15 protein-coding genes and 1 pseudogene are annotated in these 18,548 nt (G+C 66.2%); 8 read left to right on the top strand and 8 right to left on the bottom strand.

What is annotated here, in order from left to right; all coding sequences use genetic code 11:
• Positions 1-174 precede the first annotated feature (174 nt).
• The 3 genes and pseudogenes from CDN36_RS19360 (at position 175) to CDN36_RS19350 (ending at position 2,580) form a co-directional block, all read left to right on the top strand.
• Complete coding sequence (locus CDN36_RS19360; protein WP_287497656.1) at positions 175-1,014, top strand: MetQ/NlpA family ABC transporter substrate-binding protein; 840 nt, start codon at positions 175-177, stop codon at positions 1,012-1,014.
• A 19-nt stretch (positions 1,015-1,033) separates the two neighbouring features.
• Positions 1,034-1,834 (top strand): annotated as a pseudogene (locus CDN36_RS19355) (methionine ABC transporter ATP-binding protein); the annotation flags it as partial.
• A gap of 101 nt (positions 1,835-1,935) precedes the next feature.
• Positions 1,936-2,580, top strand: a complete 645-nt coding sequence (locus CDN36_RS19350; RefSeq protein WP_150557222.1) for a methionine ABC transporter permease — start codon at positions 1,936-1,938, stop codon at positions 2,578-2,580.
• Between the two features lie 94 nt (positions 2,581-2,674).
• Here CDN36_RS19350 and ggt read toward each other — a convergent pair whose 3' ends face one another.
• Positions 2,675-4,297, bottom strand: a complete 1,623-nt coding sequence (ggt, locus tag CDN36_RS19345) for a gamma-glutamyltransferase (protein ID WP_370750490.1) — start codon at positions 4,295-4,297, stop codon at positions 2,675-2,677.
• Between the two features lie 573 nt (positions 4,298-4,870).
• The gene (locus tag CDN36_RS19340; RefSeq protein ID WP_287497655.1) at positions 4,871-5,530 is read right to left on the bottom strand and encodes a M24 family metallopeptidase; all 660 of its coding nucleotides are present in this window, start codon (positions 5,528-5,530) and stop codon (positions 4,871-4,873) included.
• 210 nt (positions 5,531-5,740) lie between these two features.
• Between CDN36_RS19340 and pdxR the strand changes: the two genes are divergently transcribed.
• Complete coding sequence (pdxR, locus tag CDN36_RS19335) at positions 5,741-7,207, top strand: MocR-like pyridoxine biosynthesis transcription factor PdxR (RefSeq protein ID WP_287497654.1); 1,467 nt, start codon at positions 5,741-5,743, stop codon at positions 7,205-7,207.
• A 96-nt stretch (positions 7,208-7,303) separates the two neighbouring features.
• On the opposite strand, the gene CDN36_RS19330 is transcribed toward pdxR, so the two are convergent.
• The 5 genes from CDN36_RS19330 to cyoA form a co-directional block, all read right to left on the bottom strand.
• Positions 7,304-8,053, bottom strand: coding sequence for an SURF1 family protein (locus CDN36_RS19330; RefSeq protein ID WP_353846872.1), 750 nt, complete (start codon positions 8,051-8,053; stop codon positions 7,304-7,306).
• 131 nt (positions 8,054-8,184) lie between these two features.
• Entirely contained in the window at positions 8,185-8,586 is a 402-nt protein-coding gene (cyoD, locus tag CDN36_RS19325; protein ID WP_150557226.1) for a cytochrome o ubiquinol oxidase subunit IV, read from the bottom strand.
• Positions 8,583-9,239 (bottom strand): cytochrome o ubiquinol oxidase subunit III, encoded by a 657-nt coding sequence (gene cyoC / locus CDN36_RS19320; RefSeq protein WP_287497652.1) that lies wholly within the window; start codon positions 9,237-9,239, stop codon positions 8,583-8,585. Before cyoC ends, cyoD begins: the two co-directional genes overlap by 4 nt.
• Positions 9,232-11,229, bottom strand: a complete 1,998-nt coding sequence (cyoB, locus tag CDN36_RS19315; RefSeq protein ID WP_150557228.1) for a cytochrome o ubiquinol oxidase subunit I — start codon at positions 11,227-11,229, stop codon at positions 9,232-9,234. The genes cyoC and cyoB overlap by 8 nt, the downstream gene beginning before the upstream one ends.
• 65 nt (positions 11,230-11,294) lie before the next feature.
• Complete coding sequence (gene cyoA / locus CDN36_RS19310; protein WP_150557229.1) at positions 11,295-12,332, bottom strand: ubiquinol oxidase subunit II; 1,038 nt, start codon at positions 12,330-12,332, stop codon at positions 11,295-11,297.
• A 158-nt stretch (positions 12,333-12,490) separates the two neighbouring features.
• Between cyoA and CDN36_RS19305 the strand changes: the two genes are divergently transcribed.
• Positions 12,491-13,825 carry an MFS transporter gene (locus CDN36_RS19305; protein ID WP_370750489.1) on the top strand — a complete coding sequence of 445 codons (1,335 nt, stop codon included), beginning with the start codon at positions 12,491-12,493 and terminating at the stop codon, positions 13,823-13,825.
• A gap of 3 nt (positions 13,826-13,828) precedes the next feature.
• Here the strand turns inward: CDN36_RS19305 and CDN36_RS19300 are convergent, their stop codons facing one another.
• The gene (locus CDN36_RS19300) at positions 13,829-14,698 is read right to left on the bottom strand and encodes a LysR substrate-binding domain-containing protein (protein ID WP_150557231.1); all 870 of its coding nucleotides are present in this window, start codon (positions 14,696-14,698) and stop codon (positions 13,829-13,831) included.
• A 160-nt stretch (positions 14,699-14,858) separates the two neighbouring features.
• Here CDN36_RS19300 and CDN36_RS19295 point away from each other — a divergent pair, with 160 nt between their 5' ends.
• The 3 genes from CDN36_RS19295 (at position 14,859) to CDN36_RS19285 (ending at position 18,545) form a co-directional block, all read left to right on the top strand.
• Entirely contained in the window at positions 14,859-15,887 is a 1,029-nt protein-coding gene (locus CDN36_RS19295) for an ABC transporter ATP-binding protein (protein ID WP_370750491.1), read from the top strand.
• Positions 15,884-16,966, top strand: a complete 1,083-nt coding sequence (locus CDN36_RS19290) for an ABC transporter ATP-binding protein (protein ID WP_287497651.1) — start codon at positions 15,884-15,886, stop codon at positions 16,964-16,966. The genes CDN36_RS19295 and CDN36_RS19290 overlap by 4 nt, the downstream gene beginning before the upstream one ends.
• A 76-nt stretch (positions 16,967-17,042) precedes the next feature.
• A complete protein-coding gene (locus CDN36_RS19285; RefSeq protein WP_287497650.1) occupies positions 17,043-18,545 on the top strand; it encodes an ABC transporter substrate-binding protein in 1,503 nt (500 codons plus the stop codon).
• The last annotated feature ends 3 nt before the right edge of the window (positions 18,546-18,548 follow it).

Below are 18,548 nucleotides of genomic sequence, written 5' to 3'. Positions count from 1 at the left end.
AAAAAGTTACAAGAGACGCATTGCCAAGGAGATCGCGGCTCGCGCAAAAGCTCTGCGACGCGCGCCGTATTTGCTTTGCGAAATTGGTTATTGGACGGCGCCCGGCGCGGCTTCCTAGACTGTGCGTTCGCCTCAAACGGCGCGACACACGTCAACGGATAAGGGGAATGCCTCATGCAACGCCGCCAATTGTTTCACCTGCTCGGCAGTCTCTCGGCCGCTCTGGCCATCGGCGCACTCGGCACGCTCGGCGCGCTCGGTGCGGGGAGCGCACACGCGGCCGACAAGCCGCTCAAGGTGGGCGTGCGCGGCGGCGTCGACGAGGAAATCTGGGAAGTGGTCACGAAGGTGGCGAAGTCGCGCGGCCTGAACGTCGAGCCGATCGTGATCACCGGCACGGCGAGCCCGAATGAGGCGCTCAACAACGGCGATCTCGACGCCAACTCATTCCAGCACATCCCGTTCCTGCGCGACCAGGTCAGGCAGCGCGGCTACAGGATCGTGTCGGTTGGCGACACGCTCATTTCTCCCATTGCCTTCTATTCGAAGAAGTACAAGTCGCTCGAAGCACTGCCCGTCGGCGCGAAGATCGGGCTGCCGAACGACCCGAGCAACCAGACCCGCGCGCTGGTGATCCTGCGTGACCACGGTCTGGTCAGGCTGCGCGACGGCTTCGATCCCTACACCGGCACGGCAACGCTGGCCGACGTGACGGCCAATCCGCGCAAGCTCGAGTTCATCGAAAGCGCGTCCGTGGTCCTGGCGCGCTCGCTACCGGACGTCGACGCCTCGGCGATCGTCAACAGCTTCGCCTACCAGGTCGGACTGATCGCCACGCGCGATGGCATCGCCGTGGAAAAGCGGGAGAACAATCCATACGTCAACATCATCGCCGTGCGCGAGAAGGACAGGAACGCGCCGTGGGTCGCGCCGCTCGTCAAGGCGTACCAGTCGGAAGAGGTGCGCAGGTTCATCGAAAGGAAGTACCAGGGCTCGGTCGTCCCGGCATTCTGACGTTCGAGAGGAGCCTGCGATGACGCACCGACCGGCTTTCCCTGCGCCCGTGACCCGTTTGCCGGGCGCTGCCGCGCGCGAGGCCGCCCATATCACCTTCGAGGGCCTCGGCAAGGTCTACCCGGGCGCGTCGAGCGCAGCGCTGCAGGACGTGTCGTTCGCCGTGCAGCGCGGTGAGCGCTTCGGCATCATCGGGCGCAGCGGTGCGGGCAAATCCACGCTGCTGCGCACGATCAACGCGCTGGAGCTGCCAAGCACCGGGCAGGTCAAGGTCGACGGCGTGGACGTGGCGGCGCTCGGCGAGGAGGCGCTCGTCGATCTGCGACGCCGCATCGGCATGATCTTCCAGCACTTCAACCTGCTCTCGGCGAAGACCGTCTTCGAGAACGTGGCGCTGCCCCTGCGGGTGGCCGGTGTGCCGAAGGCGCAGATCGCGCCGCGCGTGAACGAGCTGCTCGCGCTCGTCGGGCTGGCCGGCCGCGCCCACGCCTATCCGGCGATGCTCTCCGGTGGCCAGAAGCAGCGCGTGGGCATCGCCCGTGCGCTCGTGCATCGGCCCGAGATTCTGCTGTGCGACGAAGCGACGTCCGCGCTCGATCCCGAGACGACCGACGCCATTCTCGCGCTGCTTGGCGACGTGCAGCGCGAATTCGGGCTCACCGTCGTGCTCATTACGCATGACATGGGGGTGATTCACCAGGCTTGCGAGCGCGTGCTCGTGCTCGACCAGGGCCGCATTGCCGAGCTCGGCCCCGTAGCGGAAGTGTTCGCCAATCCGCTGTCCGCGGCCACGCGTGCGCTGCTCCGCCCGCTGCAGCACGCCTGGCAGGGGCGTCCGGCGTACACCGGTGTGCGCGCGGCCGCCCACGGCAGCTGAGCGCTGAATCCCCAATCCTCGTTTTCGCATTTCCGGCATTCATCATGGTCGACAAATACCTGCGCGCGTTCGGCGAAACCCTGCTGATGGTCACGAGCGCGTGCGCCATCGTGTTCGCGGCGGGCCTGCTGCTCGCCGTGGTGCTCGTCGTGACCGCGCCCGGCGGCCTTGCCGCGCATCCGCGATTCCATCGCGTGCTCTCGGTGATCGTGAATCTGTTTCGCGCGGTGCCGTTCATCATTCTGCTCGTGGCGCTGCTGCCGGTCACGCGCTGGCTCGTCGGCACGACGATGGGCACCTGGGCGGCCGTCGTGCCGCTCGCGGTGCATCTGACACCATTCTTCGCGCGCGTGACGCAGGTTGCATTGCGCGAAATCGAACCGGGGCTGATCGAGGCGGCGCGCGCGATGGGATGCCGGCGCTGGCACATCGTGCGTCATGTGCTGCTGCCCGAGGCGCTGCCGGCCATCCTCGGCGGCGCGACGGTCACCGTCATCGCCATGGTCGGCGCGTCGGCCATGGCCGGCGCCGTGGGGGCGGGTGGTCTCGGCGATCTCGCGGTGCGCTACGGCTACGAGCGCTACGAGACGGCCGTGATGTTCAACGTGATCGCGATTCTCGTGGCACTGGTCACGCTGGTGCAGTTCCTGGGCGAGCGGCTGGCGCGCCGCGTCGATCACCGGCGCTGACACCAACGCCGGCGCAAAAAAAGGGGCCGCGCGAGCGGCCCCGTCGTCTTGCCGATCCGGACGCCGTCGCGCGACGCCCGGAGCCAGGCGCGCCTCAATACCCGAGTGCGAGCCCCGTATTGCGACGCGGATCGTTCGCGCCGTAGTAACGGTTCTTGCCGATCGGTTTGCCGCCGAGCGACGGCGCTCCCACGAGAATCGCGGCAACGTGGTTCGCCGGTTGCGGGCCGGCAAACTTGTGGCCCCAGCTCTCCAGAATCTTCTGCGTGTCGGGGCTCAGCGCGAACGTCTCGAGGTTGGTCGCCTCGGGCATCCACTGCTGGTGAAAGCGCGGTGCGTCGACGGCTTCCTGCAGGTTCATGCCGTAGTCGATGACGTTGAGCATGGTGAGCAGCGTCGCCGTGATGATGCGGCTGCCGCCCGGCGTGCCGACCACCATCACCGGCTTGCCGTCCTTCGTGACGATGGTCGGGCTCATCGACGAGAGCGGACGGCGGCCCGGGCCGATGGCGTTCGCTTCACCCTGGATCAGACCGTACAGGTTCGGCACACCCACCTTGGCGGTGAAGTCGTCCATTTCGTCGTTGAGCAGCACGCCCGTGCCGTTGGCCATGACTTTCGCGCCGAACCAGTCGTTAAGCGTGTAGGTGACCGACACGGCGTTGCCCTCGCGGTCGATGATCGAGTAGTGCGTGGTGTTGCTGCCTTCATGCGGCGGCACACCCGGCTTGATCTCCTGCGAGATGCCGGCCTTCTGCGGGTTGATCGCGGCCCGGATCTTGGCGGCGTAGTTCTTGTCGAGCAACTGCGCGATGGGGTTTTTCACGAAGTCCGGATCGCCCAGATAACTGTTGCGATCGACGTAGGCATGACGCATCGCCTCGATCGTGTAGTGCACGCCCTGAGCTGAGTGATAGCCCAGCTCCTTCATCGGGTAGCCTTCGAGAATGTTCATGATCTCGCAGATCACCACGCCGCCCGAGCTCGGGGGCGGGGCCGAGACCACGTGATAGCCGCGATAGTCGCATTCGACCGGCGCGAGTTCGCGCGTCCTGTACTGGTCCAGATCGGCCTGCGTGATGATGCCGCCGCCCGCTTTCATCGACGCCACCAGCTTGTCGGCGACTTCACCCTTGTAGAAGCCGTCGGTGCCCTTGGCGCTGATCAGCTTGAGCGTGCGCGCCAGGTCCTTCTGCACCAGGCGCTCGCCCGGCTGAAACGGTCGGCCCTTGTTCAGGAAGATGGCGCCCGAGTTGGCGCGGTCCTTCTCGAAATCCTTGGTCGACGTCCACAGCATGTCCACGTCGCCCTGATCGAGCACGAAGCCCTTCTCGGCGAGCGTGATGGCCGGCGCGAGCAGTTGCTGGCGCGTCTTCGTCCCGTACTTCTCGCGCGCGTATTCCATGCCCGACACGGTGCCCGGCACGCCCACGGCCAGATAGCCGGTGGTCGAGGCGCCCTTGATGACGTTGCCGTCCTTGTCGAGGTACATGTTCGCGGTCGCGGCAAGCGGGGCCTTCTCGCGGAAGTCGAGGAAGGTCTTGCGGCCGTCGGCGAGCTGGATCGTCATGAAGCCGCCGCCGCCGATGTTGCCTGCGGCCGGATAGACCACGGCGAGTGCGTAGCCCACGGCAACGGCGGCATCGACCGCGTTACCGCCAGCCTTGAGCACGTCCACGCCGACTTTCGACGCGAGGTGCTGGGCGGTCACGACCATGCCGTTCTCCGCGCCGACCGGCGCCTGCGAGGCCGCGTGGGCGTTGAACAGCGCACAGCTCAGGGCCGTGGCCAAAAGCGCTTTGGTGAAGGTTGGATTTTTCATCGTCTTTGTGTCGTTCGTTCTTGAGCGAGATGGGAAAACTTCAACAGCGCGCGCGACGGGCGCACGAGGGACAGCTCGCTCGAAGGCCGGGCGCCCTGGGGCGGGCGCCCGGCGCGGCGATGTCTGCGCTGCCGGACAGCAGTCGTGCGTGAAGCTCCGTCGACAGACGAACGGTAACGCATAACGGGTAATTGGGGAAAGATGCGCCAAAAGTCCGGGCGACGGGCCACGCCGGGATACCGGCGTGGCACTGGACAATTCGCGAAAGTGCCCGCCTGCCTTCACGGGCAAGCATCGGACAGTATTGAGGGTCAGATGCGAGGCCGCATTTGCCGGACCGAAAGGTAGCGTTTGCGGGCTCGGCCGGCATCAAAACGGCGCGATCCGCCGCGGCGCTGTTGCACGCTCGCCACGGCGTTGTGGGTCGGATGGCAAGATCGGGGGGCAAAACGGCGATGACGCCGCCGCTCAGACGAGCAGGTCCTCGTAGAACGCCCCGAACGGACGTGTCGGGTGCGCGATCTGGATCTCCAGAATCCACAGGCCGCCACTGGGCGTGTCGGCGAGATCGCCGAGCTTGCCGCCCTTGTAGATAGCGTGCGGGAAGTCGCTCACGCGGTGGCCCTTGATGTCGAGGTTGAGCACCCAGCCCATCGCCTCGGCCTGCGCCTTCGCAAATTCGTACAGCGCCTGACCGCTTGCGCCATGCTCGCGCCAGTGTGCCTGCACGATGTCGAACAGACGCCTGGCGTCGTCCGCGCAGCGCCGCATCTCCGGATCCGAGCCGGTCGCGCGTGTGAGGCCGCAGTCGCCTTCGTGCGCGCCGAATACCACGCCGATGTCGATGAAGTAGATGTCGTCCTCGCCGAGGATCGGATCATCGTCGCTGCGCTCGCTGAAGGTGCGTAGCGTGTTCTTGCCGAAGCGGATCAGCACCGGATGCCAGATGCGGTCCATGCCGCGCGTGCCGAGCAGGGTCTTGCTCGCGGCAATCGCCTCCGACTCGCGCATGCCGGGCACGATCAGTTCGGCAATCTTTTCGGTCGCTTCCCACGTCAGTGCCTGCGCGCGTTGCATGGCGGCGGCGCTGAACTTCGCTCCGACCGCTTCTCGTTGTGCCAACTCCATCGATTTCTCCATTGGTGATCGATTGCCGGATGTCCCGGATCACGCGCTCGCCGCATTGCCCCGCGGGGAACAGGTGTCATGGCGATAAAGGATACGATCTGACTTGTATAATTCGAAGCGCCATTTATCGTGCTTTCTATTAGGCCACTTTGGAGTCTGACCGATGCCGAACTGAAGCCGAACTGAAGCCTGACCGGAGCCCGACTCACCATGCGCCGACGCCACATCAGTCAATCGCTCGAATTGCCGCTCGCCGATCGTCATGAGAAGGAGACGCGACAGGCCTGGGTCTACCGCTGCGTGCGAGAGCGCATTCTGGCCGGGGAACTGCGCCGTGGCGACCGGTTGCCGTCCACGCGCACGCTGGCCGAGCGCTGGGGCGTGTCGCGCGGCATCGTCGAGCTGGCCTTCGAGCAGTTGACGCTGGAAGGGTATGTCGTGAGTCGCGTGGGCGCAGGCACCGAGGTGCTCGCCGACCTTGCCGGCGCCGCGCCGACGACCCATGCACGACGCGAGGCGCCGGCAGCGATCGAACCGTTACCCGAGAACGCCGCGTCGCTCGCGCTCAAGACCGGACGCTCCGTCGACACGGCGCTGTTCTCGCTGCCGGCCTGGCGCCGCCACATGAACCGTGCCCTGCGCACGGTGACGGCAGCGCAGCTCGCCGACACCGACCCGCGCGGCTACGCGCCGCTGCGACAGAGCATCGCCCGCTACGTGCGCGTCACGCGCGGCATTGCCTGCGAGGCGTCCGACATCGTCGTGACGACCGGCATCCGTCATGCCATCGACCTGATCACCCAGGTCCTCGCCGACGCCACAACCTGGTGCTACCTCGAAGACCCGGGGTACAAGAACCTGTCGGCACTGATCGGCGTGCCGGCCTCGCGCTGCGTGAGCGTGCCGGTCGATGACGAGGGCTTCGCGCTCGCCGCTGCCGCGCATGCCGCCGGGGCCGCCCGGCGAGCGGGAGCCACGTCGGGTATCGCCTACGTGACGCCGGCGCACCAGGCGCCGCTCGGCACCACCATGTCCATCAATCGGCGCATGCAACTGCTCGAATGGGCGGCGCGCCACGACGTGTGGATCGTCGAGGACGACTACGACAGCGAGTTCAGCTACGGCAGTGCGCCGCTGCCGGCACTCAAGGCCATCGACGCGCAGGCGCGCGTGATCCATTGCAGCAGCTTCAACAAGTCGCTGTTCCCGTCGCTGCGCATCGGGTACCTGATCGCACCGCCGGCGCTTCTTGCGCGCATTGCGCTGCTGCGCTCGGCGTCGGGCCGTGCCAACAGCCTCGTCGAGCAGATGGCGCTGGCGAGCTATATCGACGCGGGGGATTTCGCCCGGCACCTGCGCGCGTCACGCAGTGTCTACCTGCGCCGGCGCAACCTGCTGCTCGACACGCTGCGAGCGACGATGACGGCGCCGTGCCGCATCACCGGCGAGCACGCCGGTTTTCACTGCGTGCTGTGGCTGCCGGCGCACGTCGACGAGGCCGCGCTCGTGGCGGCGCTGCGCGAGCGGGACGTCTACGTGGAAGGACTGGCGGAGTTCGCGCGGGCGCGCGCCATGCCGCCTGCACTGGTGCTGGGCTACGCCGCGCTCGACGACGCGCGGCTACCGGCACTCGCAACGCAGATCGCCGCGGCGGTGAACGCGGCAGCAGCCCGCTGAGTCCGTGGCACGCGAAGCGGCAGGGGGCGACAGGGGCGAGGGGGGGGCCAGGATGGCCAGGGGGGGCCAGGGGCGAAGGCTGGCGACAGGCGACGTTCAGTCGTCGCGCCGCCGGTTGCGCAGCTCGAGGCGAATGACAAACCCGCCGGCCACGGCGGACATGATCGCGAGCGCGTACCACGTGAGCAGATAGCTCATGTGGTTGTTGGGGAACTGCACCACGGTGAGGCCGCCCACGGGGTAGTCGAGCGCGGGCGCCCTGCCGGTGGCGGCTTCGCCGTCGCCGTTGGGCAGCTTGGCGCGCTCGCCGGGCTTGCCATCGGCGTCCACGAAGTAGGGCGCCACGTTCGAGAGTCCGCGCGCGGCGGCAATGGCCGCGACATCGCGCGAATACCACAGGTTTTCCGACGGCGCGTTCTTGCGCAGGAAGCCGCCGCCCGTCTCCGGCATGCGCAGCAGCCCCGTGACCGTGACGTCTCCCGCCGGGGCGGGCGGAACGGACTCCCGCCAGCCGGGCGGCACGAAGCCCCGGTTGATCAGCACCTCACTGCCGTCGGCCGTGCGCAGCGGCGTGAGCACCCAGTATCCGCCGCCCAGATCGGTGACGGCCTGCACCAGCGTGTCCTTGTCGAACAGGTAGGTGCCGGTGAGCGAGACGTGACGGTACTCATCGTCGGCGGCGTTGACGGCCGGCCACTGCGCGCGGCCTGGCGCGGCCGCGGGCGGCGCATGCACGCGCGTGTTGACCCGCTCGATGAGCTCGAGCTTCCATGCGCGGCGATGTACCTGCCAGGTGCCGAGCGCCGTAAATACCGACACGAGCAGCAGCGTGACGACGCCGAGCACGGCCAGCCGCAACGGCGAGGGACGGGAAGACCGGGGGGCGCGCGCGTCGGGAGCCGATGCGCCTGAAGTGCTCGGGGGACGCTGTGCGTCCCCCGTTTCGTGAAATCGATGGCTGTTCAAGGCAATGCCGTTCAGGGAAGGTTCTTCGTATCCTGCATCATACCCGGCATCATGTTCTGGTTCAGGTGATACATCACCCACAGCGAGCCCGAGAGCGTGATCACCACCATCACGATCGTGAAGATCAGCGACAGCAGGCTCCAGCCGCCCTCCGCCTTTCCGGTCATGTGCAGGAAGTAGATCATGTGGACCACGATCTGAATGGCGCCCACGAACAGAATCAGGATCGCGGTCGTGCTCGACTTCTCGAACACGCCGCCCATCACGAACCAGAACGGAATCGCGGTGAGAATGACCGACAGAACGAAGCCCGTCACATAGCCGCGCAGCGTGCTGTGCGGCCCTTCGTCCTCGTGGCCATGATCGTGATCGTGTCCGTCGGCGTCGTGCAGTGTCGAATCGTGGGTGCTCACGGCAACACTCCCATCAGGTAGACGAAGGTGAAGACGCCGATCCAGACGACGTCCAGAAAGTGCCAGAACATCGACAGGCACATCAGGCGGCGCCGGTTCGGCGCGGTGAGGCCATGCTTGCCGACCTGCACCATCAGCGTGATGAGCCAGACGATCCCGAACGTCACGTGCAGCCCGTGCGTGCTCACCAGCGTGAAGAACGACGACAGGAACGCACTGCGCCAGGGACCGGCGCCCTCGTGAATGAGGTTCGCGAATTCGTAGAGTTCCAGCGACAGGAACGCCGCGCCCAGCAGGCCGGTTACCGCGAGCCAGCCGAGCACCGCGCCCTGGCGTCGCCTTTGCATCTCCAGCATCGCGAAGCCATAGGTGATCGAGGAGAGCAGCAGGAACGTGGTGTTGACGGCCACCAGCGGCAGCTCGAACAACTCCGCGCCGGTCGGCCCGCCGGCGTAGCTGCGACCGAGTACGCCATACGTCGCGAACAGGCACGCGAAGACGAGACAGTCGCTCATCAGGTACACCCAGAAGCCGAGCAGCGTCCCGCTCGGCGGGTGATAGTCGCTCGTCATCAGGAACTTCAGTTCGCCGTTGCGCGGCGGATCGGCGGCCGGCATGCCGCCTGGCGAAAAGGTTGCGGTCGTATCAGCCATGCTGGGCGAGCAGGCGCGTGCGCGCCGCCTCCGTGTGTTCGACCTGGTCGGCCGGGATGTAATACTCGCGGTGATAGTTGAACGTGTGGCCGATCGCCACGGCCAGCAGCGCGACGAACGAGACGATCACCACCAGCCACATGTGCCAGATGAGCCCGAAGCCGCACACCGTCGACAGGCCGGCGAGGATGATGCCGGCGCTCGTGTTCTTCGGCATGTGGATCGAGAGGAAGCCGCTCTCGGGCCGCTTGAAGCCGTGCTGCTTCATTTGCCACCACGCGTCGTTGTCATGCACGATCGGCGTGAAGGCGAAGTTGTAGTCCGGCGGCGGCGAGGACGTCGACCATTCCAGCGTGCGGCCATTCCACGGGTCGCCGCTCACGTCGCGCAACTGGTCGCGCCGCATGTAGCTCACCACCAGCTGGATGATGAAGCACACGATGCCCAGGCCGATGAGCAGCGCGCCCACGGCCGCCACCTGGAACCAGATCTGCAGCGACATGGAGCTCTCGTCGAAGTGGCTCACGCGCCGCGTCACGCCCATCAGGCCGAGCAGATAGAGCGGCATGAACGCAACGTAGAAGCCGACGAGCCAGAACCAGAACGAGCACTTGCCCCAGAACGGATCGAGCCGGTAGCCGAAAGCCTTCGGAAACCAGTAGCTGATCGCCGCCATGATCCCGAACACCACGCCGCCGATGATCACGTTGTGAAAGTGCGCGATCAGGAACAGGCCGTTGTGCAGCGAGAAGTCCGCGGGCGGCACAGCCAGCAGCACGCCCGTCATGCCGCCGATCACGAACGTCACCATGAAGCCCACCGTCCACAGCATCGGGACTTCGAAGCGGATGCGCCCGCGATACATCGTGAATAGCCAGTTGAATATCTTCGCCCCGGTCGGTATCGAGATGATCATCGTCGTGATGCCGAAAAACGAATTCACGCTCGCGCCCGAGCCCATCGTGAAGAAGTGGTGCAGCCACACCAGGTAGGACAGCACCGTGATCACGACCGTCGCGTAGACCATCGACGCGTAACCGAACAGGCGCTTGCCCGTGAAGGTCGCCACCACTTCCGAATACACGCCGAACACCGGCAGCACGAGAATGTAGACCTCCGGGTGTCCCCAGATCCAGATGAGGTTCACGTACATCATCGGGTTGCCGCCGAGGTCGTTCGTGAAGAAGTTCGTGCCGGCGTAGCGATCGAGCGCGAGCAGCGCGAGCACGGCGGTAAGCACGGGGAAGGCGGCCACGATCAGCACGTTCGTGCAAAGCGATGTCCACGTGAACACCGGCATGCGCATCATCGTCATGCCGGGCGCGCGCATCTTCACGATGGTCACCAGCAAATTGATGCCCGATAGCAAGGTGCCGACCCCGGCGATCTGCAACGCCCATATGAAGTAGTCGACGCCCACGTCGGGACTCTGCTGCAGGCCTGATAACGGCGGATAGGCGAGCCAGCCCGTGCGCGCGAACTCGCCGACGAAGAGCGACATCATCACGAGCACCGCGCCGCTCGTCGTCATCCAGAAGCTGAAGTTGTTGAGAAACGGAAACGCCACGTCGCGCGCGCCGATCTGCAGCGGCACCACGAAGTTCATGAGCCCCGTGACGAGCGGCATCGCCACGAAGAAGATCATGATCACGCCGTGGGCGGTGAAGATCTGGTCGTAGTGATGCGGGGGCAGGTAGCCGGCGTTGTCCCCGAACGAGATCGCCTGTTGCAGTCGCATCATCGCCGCGTCCGCGAAACCGCGCAGCAGCATGACGATCCCCAGGATCACGTACATGATGCCGATCTTCTTGTGATCGATGCTCGTGAACCACTCCCGCCAGAGGTAGCCCCACAGTCTGAAGTACGTGATGGCGCCGACCACGGCGATGCCGCCGAGAGCCACCCCGGCGAAGGTCGCGAGGAGGATCGGTTCGTGGTACGGGATCGCCTCGATCGTGAGGCGGCCGAAGATCAGCTTGACGATGTCCATAAGCTCGAACCTGGGATCATTCGCGCGCGAGGCGCATCATTGTCGAGGGTTGGGCGCGGTAGGCGTCACTGCGTGAGTGCCTCGCCGGGTGCGCCTCGGGGGTCCAGTGCGAACTGCGCCGTGTTCCGGGGCGTGCACATCGCGTCGGCGAGCAGCGCATCGGTCTTGCCCGCTCGCGAGCGGCTGGCATGCGAATGGTTGGGCTGATCCATCAGATCCTTCAGACAGGTCTGGCCCGGTTGGACGCAACGGTTGAGAATCGCGTCGTAGAGATTGGGCGCCACGTCCGCGTAGTAATGCACGGGCACCCATTCGCTCGGCTTGGCCAGCGCCTCGTACTTGTCGCGCGAGAGGGTGTCGCCCTGCGCCTTGACCTTGGCGACCCATGCATCGAATTCCTCCGGCGAGACGCCGTGGAACTTGAAGCGCATGCCCGAGAAGCCCGCACCGCTGTAGTTCGCGGAGAAGCCGTCATACACGCCCGGCTTGTTGACGACCGCGTGCAGCTTCGTCTCCATGCCCGGCATGGCGTACACCTGCCCGGCGAGCGCGGGCACGAAGAACGAGTTCATCATCGTCGTCGCCGTGATCTCGAAGCGGATGGGACGGTCGACGGGCGCGGTCAGTTCGTTGACCGTGGCGATCCCCTGATCGGGATAGAAAAAGAGCCACTTCCAGTCCATCGCCACGACCTGCACCGTGAGCGCACGCGTGTCGGGCGGGATCTCGCGCCTGGCGTCGAGGCGCTCGAGCGGGCGATAGGGATCGAGCTTGTGCGTGCTCACCCAGGTGAGCGCTCCGAGCGCGATGATGATGATCAGCGGCGCGGACCAGATCAGCAGCTCGAGCAGCGTGGAATGATCCCACTCCGGGGTGTAGACGGCGTTCTTGTTCGACTCCCGATAACGCCACGCGAAAAGCAGCGTGAGCACGATCACCGGCACGATGATCAGCAGCATCAGGATGGTGGAGATGATGATGATGTCGCGCTGCCTCACCGCGAGATCGCCGGCCGGCGACATCAATACGGCACTGCAACCGGACAGCAACGCGGCGGCGGCGGGGAGCAAAAGTACCCCGCGGATAAACTTTGGGGAAGTCATGCTGCGATCAGTCAACCGTAGCTGTAGACGCAAACCATCATGGACTCCGGCTCCCATGCATGATACTAGGGTAAACCCTATGGCGTGATATCGAGATACCTGCGATGCTTTTTGTGCACGTGTGTCATGGTCATCCCGATCCGCAAGGGGGTCCGATAATGTCAAGCAGTGCTCATCAACCGCCGGCACCGAACGGTGTCCCCGTCGCGGCCACAGCGCACGATCATGGGAGCAAATCCCGCATTGCGCCGGAGGAAATCGCCGTCGGGGTGGTTGTCGGACGTGCTTCCGAGTACTTCGACTTTTTCGTGTTCGGCATCGCCGCCGTGCTCGTCTTCCCGCACGTCTTCTTCCCGTTCGCCGACGGGCTGCATGGCCTGCTGTACGCGTTCACCATCTTCTCGTTCGCATTTCTCTCGCGTCCCTTCGGCACGGCCTTGTTCATGACCGTGCAGCGCCGCTGGGGACGCAGCATCAAGCTCACGGCGGCGCTGTTCGTGCTCGGCACCGCCACCGCGGGCATGGCGTTTCTGCCCGGTTACGCCGTGCTCGGCGAGAAGTCGATCTGGCTGCTCGCGTTTTTCCGCCTGCTCCAGGGCGTGGGCTTCGGCGGTTCGTGGGACGGGCTGCCCTCGCTGCTCGCGATGAATGCGCCGCCGCAGCGGCGCGGCTGGTATTCGATGATGGGGCAGTTGGGCGCGCCGATCGGCTTCATCATTGCCGCCGGCCTGTTCCTGTTCCTGCATTGGAGTCTCGAGCCCGACGACTTCCTCACTTGGGGCTGGCGTTATCCCTTCTACGTGGCATTTGCCGTGAACGTGGTGGCGCTCTTCGCACGGCTGCGCCTGGTGGTGACGCACGAATACACCGAGATGCTGGAAGAGGGACAACTCGAGCCGATCAGCACGCGCGAGATGGTGCGCTCGCAGGGCTACAACATCTTTCTCGGTGCATTCGCGGCGCTCGCGAGCTACGCGTTGTTCCACCTCGTGACCGTGTTCCCGCTGTCATGGATCACGCTGCAAAACACGCAGGACATGAACAGCGTGTTGATCGTGCAACTGTGCGGCGCGGCGATCGCCATCGTGTGCACGGTGATTTCGGGGCGCATTGCCGACCGCATCGGCCGCCGCACCACGCTCGGGCTCTTCGCGATCTTCATCGCCATCTTCGCGCTGTTCGCGCCGTTTTTGATGGGCGGCGGCTCGGCCCGGCAGGATATCTTCATTCTCGTGGGCTTCGCGCTGTTGGGACTGTCGTATGGACAGGCGGCCGGGACGGTGACGTCCAACTTCGAGCAGCGTTTTCGCTACACCGGCGCGGCGCTCACGACCGACTTCGCGTGGCTGTTCGGCGCGGCGTTCGCGCCGCTCGTCGCACTGGGCCTGTCGGCGGAGTTCGGGTTGGTGGCCGTGAGCGGCTATCTGCTCTCCGGGGCGGTGTGCACGCTGCTCGCGCTGCGCATCAACAAGGCCCTGGAGACGCGCGACTGACGGCTATACGTCATGCAGCATGCCCACGATGGCGGCGGTGATGTCGCGCGTGCGCGCATCGTGCTCGCGATGAATCATGCCGACCGTGCGCAGCAGCGGCGGATCGGCAATCGGCACGATGCGCAGCAGCGGATCGGCCTGCCAGTCGCCGCGATGCAACAGCGGCAGCACTGAGACTCCCACGTTCTTGCGCACGAGGGCGACGATCGTCTCGATGGAGTTGAGCTCGAGATATTCGGTCACGCCGAGCTTGGCCGCGCGCAGCGCCTGTTCCACCACCATCCCCGTGCGCACGCGTCGGTCGAAGCGCAGGAAGGCGTGCGCATCGAGAATGCGCTGCGGGTCGGACTCGCTCACGTCGCGATTGACGACCATGACCATCGGTTCGGTATAGAGCGGGGTCCACACGAGCCCGTCCGCGCGGGCGTCGCCGGCGCGGGCCACCACGGCGGCGATGTCCACTTCACCTTGCTCCACGAGCTCGGTCAATTCGTCCGAGCGCGCCGACGTGAGCCGCACGTCGAGCCCTGGGTGCGCCGTCTTCAATTCGGCGACCACGAGCGACAGTGCGCCGATGACCGACACCACCGCTCCGATGCTGACCGGTCCCTGCATCGCGTCGACAGGCGTGCGGGTGAGCTCGGCGGTGAGCGCGAGTATCTGCTCGACGCGCGGAAACAGCTCGCGCCCCTGGCGCGTGAGCGTGATCTGCCGGCCGCGTCGGTCGAACAGTCGCTGGCCGACGGCATCTTCCAGTCCACGCATCTGCAGGCTGACCGCCGCCTGGGTCAGCGCCGCGCGCTCGGCCGCGGCTGCGAACGAGCCGGTTTGAGCCACCAGGCGGAACGTCTTCAACATGCGCAGCGTGAGCATCTGTCAGATAAAAATTAATTAAGTATGAAAAAGAAATATTAATATTTCTTTCCGGTGCGCGGGAGACATAATCGTGTCATTCGTGTTCCTCATGAGCGGCCTCGCGGGGCTGGAGGCACGACGATCGAGAAGGAGCGACCCACACAACGCGCCCATGACCATGCCCGCAGACGCCGGGCCGGTGCTCGACGTCACCGGACTAACGCTGAAGTTCTCCAAAGCGCCCGATGCGCCCAACCTCATCGACGGCGTGTCGTTCGCCGTGCACCCCGGCAAGACGCTGTGCATCGTCGGTGAATCGGGCTGCGGCAAGAGCGTGACGTCGCTCGCGCTGATGGGCTTGCTGCCGAGCCCGCCGGCGAACGTCGTGGCCGGACGGGCGATGTTCGAAGGGCGCGATCTGCTCGCGCTCGACGAGCGCGCGTTTGCCGATCTGCGCGGCAATCGTCTCGCGATGATCTTCCAGGAACCGATGACGTCGCTGAACCCGGCATTCACCATCGGTCACCAGATCGAGGAAGGCATTCGCCGTCATCGTGGACTGGACCGTCGGGCCGCGCGCGCCGAGGCGCTCGACATGCTGCGCCGGGTCCGCATTCCCGCGCCCGAGACCCGGCTCGACAACTATCCGCACGAACTGTCCGGCGGCATGCGTCAGCGCGTGATGATCGCGATGGCACTGGCCAACCGTCCCGCGCTGCTCATCGCCGACGAGCCCACCACGGCGCTCGACGTCACCATTCAGGCGCAGGTGCTCACGCTGATCCAGACCCTTCAGCGCGAGACCGGCACGGCCGTGGTGCTGATCACGCACGATCTGGGCGTCGTGGCCGAAGTGGCCGATGACGTCGCCGTCATGTACGCCGGGCGCATCGTCGAGTACGGGGCGGTCGACGAGATCTTCGACGATCCGCAGCACCCCTACACCATTGGCCTGATGGGCGCGATTCCGTCCATCGGCAAGCGCGAGGGCACGCTGGCGACGATTCGCGGCGCGGTGCCGCCGCCCGAGCGCATGCCGCACGGCTGCCGCTTCGCGCCGCGTTGCCCGTTCGCCGAGGCGCACTGCACGCGCGAAGCGCCGGCGGCGCGCGCGTTGTCCGGCTCGCACCGCGTGGCCTGCTGGCTCGCGCCGCTCGAGGCGCATCCGGCGCCGCCCGCCCTGCCGCCCGAAGAGGTCGCCGCATGAACGCCACGCCTGCACTGCTCGAAGCGCGCGACCTGACCAAGCACTTCGGCGGCCATCGCCTCGGTTTCTCCCGCGCCCCCACGGTGTATGCCGTGAACGGCGTGTCGTTCGCCGTGCAGGCGGGCGAGACGTTCGCCATCGTGGGCGAATCCGGTTGCGGCAAATCCACGCTCGGGCGCCTGCTGCTGCGCTTGCTCGACGCCACGCGCGGCGAAGTGCGCTACCGGGGCGAAGACATCATGAAGCTGGACGCGCGCGCCATGCGGCGTCTTCGGCGCGAGTTGCAGATCATCTTCCAGGACCCGTTTGCCTCGCTCAACCCCAGCATGACGGTGGGTGGCCTCATCGGCGAGCCGATCGCCCTGCATGGCCTCGCGCGCGGTCGCGCCCGCGACGAGCGCGTGGCCGAGCTGCTGCGCACCGTGGGCCTGCAACCCGACTACGCGCAGCGGTTCCCCCACGAATTCTCCGGCGGCCAGCGCCAGCGCATCGGCATCGCGCGGGCGCTCGCCGGCGAGCCGCGCGTGATCGTCGGCGACGAGCCCGTCTCCGCGCTCGACGTCTCGGTGCAGGCGCAGGTCATCAATCTGCTCGAACGACTGAAGCACGACTTCGGCCTCACCCTGATCATGGTGGCGCACGACCTCGCCGTGATCCGCCACATGAGCGATCGCGTGGCGGTCATGTATCTGGGCGAGATCGTCGAGCTCGCGAGCGCCGACACGCTCTTCGACAATCCGCTGCACCCCTATACGCAAGCGTTGCTGCAGGCAATTCCGGCGAGCCGCCCGGGCCTGCGGCGCGAGCGCGCGCCGCTGGGCGGCGAGTTGCCGAGCCCCACGGCGCCTCCGCCCGGATGCCACTTTCACCCGCGTTGCCCTCATGCGCGCGCCGCTTGCCGCGAACAGGCGCCGATTCACGAAGTGCTGTCCGATGGCCGGCAGGTCGCCTGTCACTTCTGGCGCGAGATTCAGAACGCGGGCGCGAGCCCGGCGCGCGCCGCGCCGCCGAGCGAGAAGCTCAGTGCGCGCCTGGCGCTCTACCGGGCGCGGCAGCAGCAAGGCGCCCCTGCGGGCTGAGCTGGCGCCATCGAATTCGGAACGCACCAAATCCACGCACGCACACTTGACCAACCACTCACGAGGGGCTTCACGCATGCGCAACGTTTTGCTCGATCTTGTCCTGGCCACGCTACTGACCACGGGGGCCGCGTCGGCGATGGCGCAGTCGACCATCCGCATCGGCCTGCAGGAGGACATCGGTTCGCTCGATCCGGCACGCAGTTCGCAGGTCGTCGACCGCATGGTGCTGCGTTCGTTGTGCAGCTCGCTCGTCGACATCGACACGAATCTGAAGTTCGTGCCCATGCTGGCCACCTCGTGGAGCGTGAGCGCCGACGGCAAGACCTGGACGTTCAAGTTGCGCCAGGGCGTGAAGTTCCACGACGACGAGCCGTTCAACGCGCGCGCCGTGAAAGCCAACCTCGATCGGGCGCGCTCGCTACCCGCGAGCAACCGCAGGAGCGAGCTGTCGTCGATCGAACGCGTGGACGCGGTGGACGACTCGACGGTGAACATCGTGCTCAAGGCGCCGGACTCGGCGCTGCTCGCCACGTTGTCCGACCGTGCGGGGATGATGCTCGCGCCCAAGACGCTCGGTGACGATGCCGCCGTGCAGTCGCACCCGGTGTGCTCGGGGCCGTACAGGTTCGTGCAGCGCGTGCAGAACGACCGCGTCGTGCTGGAGAAATTTCCAGGCTTCTGGGACGCAGGCAAGTACCCCCTCCAGAAGGTGATCTTCCTGCCGATTCCCGACACCACGGTGCGACTGGCCAACGTGCGCTCGGGCTCGCTCGACATGCTCGAGCGCCTGTCGCCCTCGGACGTGAATTCGGTCAAGCGCGACGCGAACCTGAATTTCGTTTCGATCGACGGCCTGGGCTACTACGGCCTCACGTTCAACGTGGCGCCCAATGCGCCGAAGGCATTGCGCGACAAGCGCGTGCGCCAGGCGTTCGACCTGGCCATCGACCGCGACGCCATCAACCAGGTCATCGGCGGCGGCATCTTCACGCCGGCGAACCAGGCGCTGCCGCGCTCGGGGCAGTACTACGACGCCTCGATCCGCACGACCCGGCGCGACGTGGCGAAAGCCAGGGCGCTGCTCAAGTCGGCCGGTTTCGACAGGGTCGACGTGACGCTCAGCTTCGGCAACAACACGGTGTCGAATCAGATGGCGCAGATGCTCCAGGCCATGCTCGCCGAGGCGGGCATCCACCTGAAGCTGCGTCCGATGGACTATGCGGCGGCGCTCGACGCGGCCCATCGCGGCGACTTCGACGTGCTCTACAACGGCTGGTCGGGCCGTGTCGATCCGGACGGCAACCTGCACCAGTTCGTGTCATGCAAGGGCAATCTGAACTACGGCCAGTACTGCAACGCCGAGGTCGACAAGTTGCTGGGCGAGGCGCGCGTGAAGTCCACCGTGGCCGAGCGCAAGCCGCTCTACGACGCCGCCAACAGGATCCTGGCCGAGGATGACCCGATCCTCTACCTGTACGTGCAGCCGTGGCCGTATGTGCTCACGAAGAAGGTGCAGGGCTTCGTGCCGTATCCGGACGGGTTGATCCGCCTGCGCGGCGTGAGCCTGAAGGGCTGAGGG

The sequence above is a fragment of the Pandoraea sp. CB10b_02 genome, assembly GCF_002216225.1.
Classification (GTDB): Bacteria; Pseudomonadota; Gammaproteobacteria; order Burkholderiales; family Burkholderiaceae; genus Pandoraea; species Pandoraea nosoerga.
Note: the sequence above shows the minus strand (reverse complement) of the source record. Positions and strands in the feature narration are given on the sequence as shown.

What these genes read in the sequence shown, in the direction of transcription:
- CDN36_RS19290 (WP_287497651.1), top strand. Translation starts at nt 15,884, where the DNA reads ATGAACGCCACGCCTGCACTGCTCGAAGCGCGCGACCTGACCAAGCAC.
- cyoA (WP_150557229.1), bottom strand. Translation starts at nt 12,332, where the DNA reads ATGACTTCCCCAAAGTTTATCCGCGGGGTACTTTTGCTCCCCGCCGCC.
- CDN36_RS19285 (WP_287497650.1), top strand. Translation starts at nt 17,043, where the DNA reads ATGCGCAACGTTTTGCTCGATCTTGTCCTGGCCACGCTACTGACCACG.
- CDN36_RS19360 (WP_287497656.1), top strand. Translation starts at nt 175, where the DNA reads ATGCAACGCCGCCAATTGTTTCACCTGCTCGGCAGTCTCTCGGCCGCT.
- CDN36_RS19300 (WP_150557231.1), bottom strand. Translation starts at nt 14,698, where the DNA reads ATGCTCACGCTGCGCATGTTGAAGACGTTCCGCCTGGTGGCTCAAACC.
- cyoC (WP_287497652.1), bottom strand. Translation starts at nt 9,239, where the DNA reads ATGGCTGATACGACCGCAACCTTTTCGCCAGGCGGCATGCCGGCCGCC.
- CDN36_RS19350 (WP_150557222.1), top strand. Translation starts at nt 1,936, where the DNA reads ATGGTCGACAAATACCTGCGCGCGTTCGGCGAAACCCTGCTGATGGTC.
- CDN36_RS19340 (WP_287497655.1), bottom strand. Translation starts at nt 5,530, where the DNA reads ATGGAGTTGGCACAACGAGAAGCGGTCGGAGCGAAGTTCAGCGCCGCC.
- cyoB (WP_150557228.1), bottom strand. Translation starts at nt 11,229, where the DNA reads ATGGACATCGTCAAGCTGATCTTCGGCCGCCTCACGATCGAGGCGATC.
- CDN36_RS19305 (WP_370750489.1), top strand. Translation starts at nt 12,491, where the DNA reads ATGTCAAGCAGTGCTCATCAACCGCCGGCACCGAACGGTGTCCCCGTC.
- ggt (WP_370750490.1), bottom strand. Translation starts at nt 4,297, where the DNA reads ATGGTCGTGACCGCCCAGCACCTCGCGTCGAAAGTCGGCGTGGACGTG.
- CDN36_RS19295 (WP_370750491.1), top strand. Translation starts at nt 14,859, where the DNA reads ATGCCCGCAGACGCCGGGCCGGTGCTCGACGTCACCGGACTAACGCTG.
- pdxR (WP_287497654.1), top strand. Translation starts at nt 5,741, where the DNA reads ATGCGCCGACGCCACATCAGTCAATCGCTCGAATTGCCGCTCGCCGAT.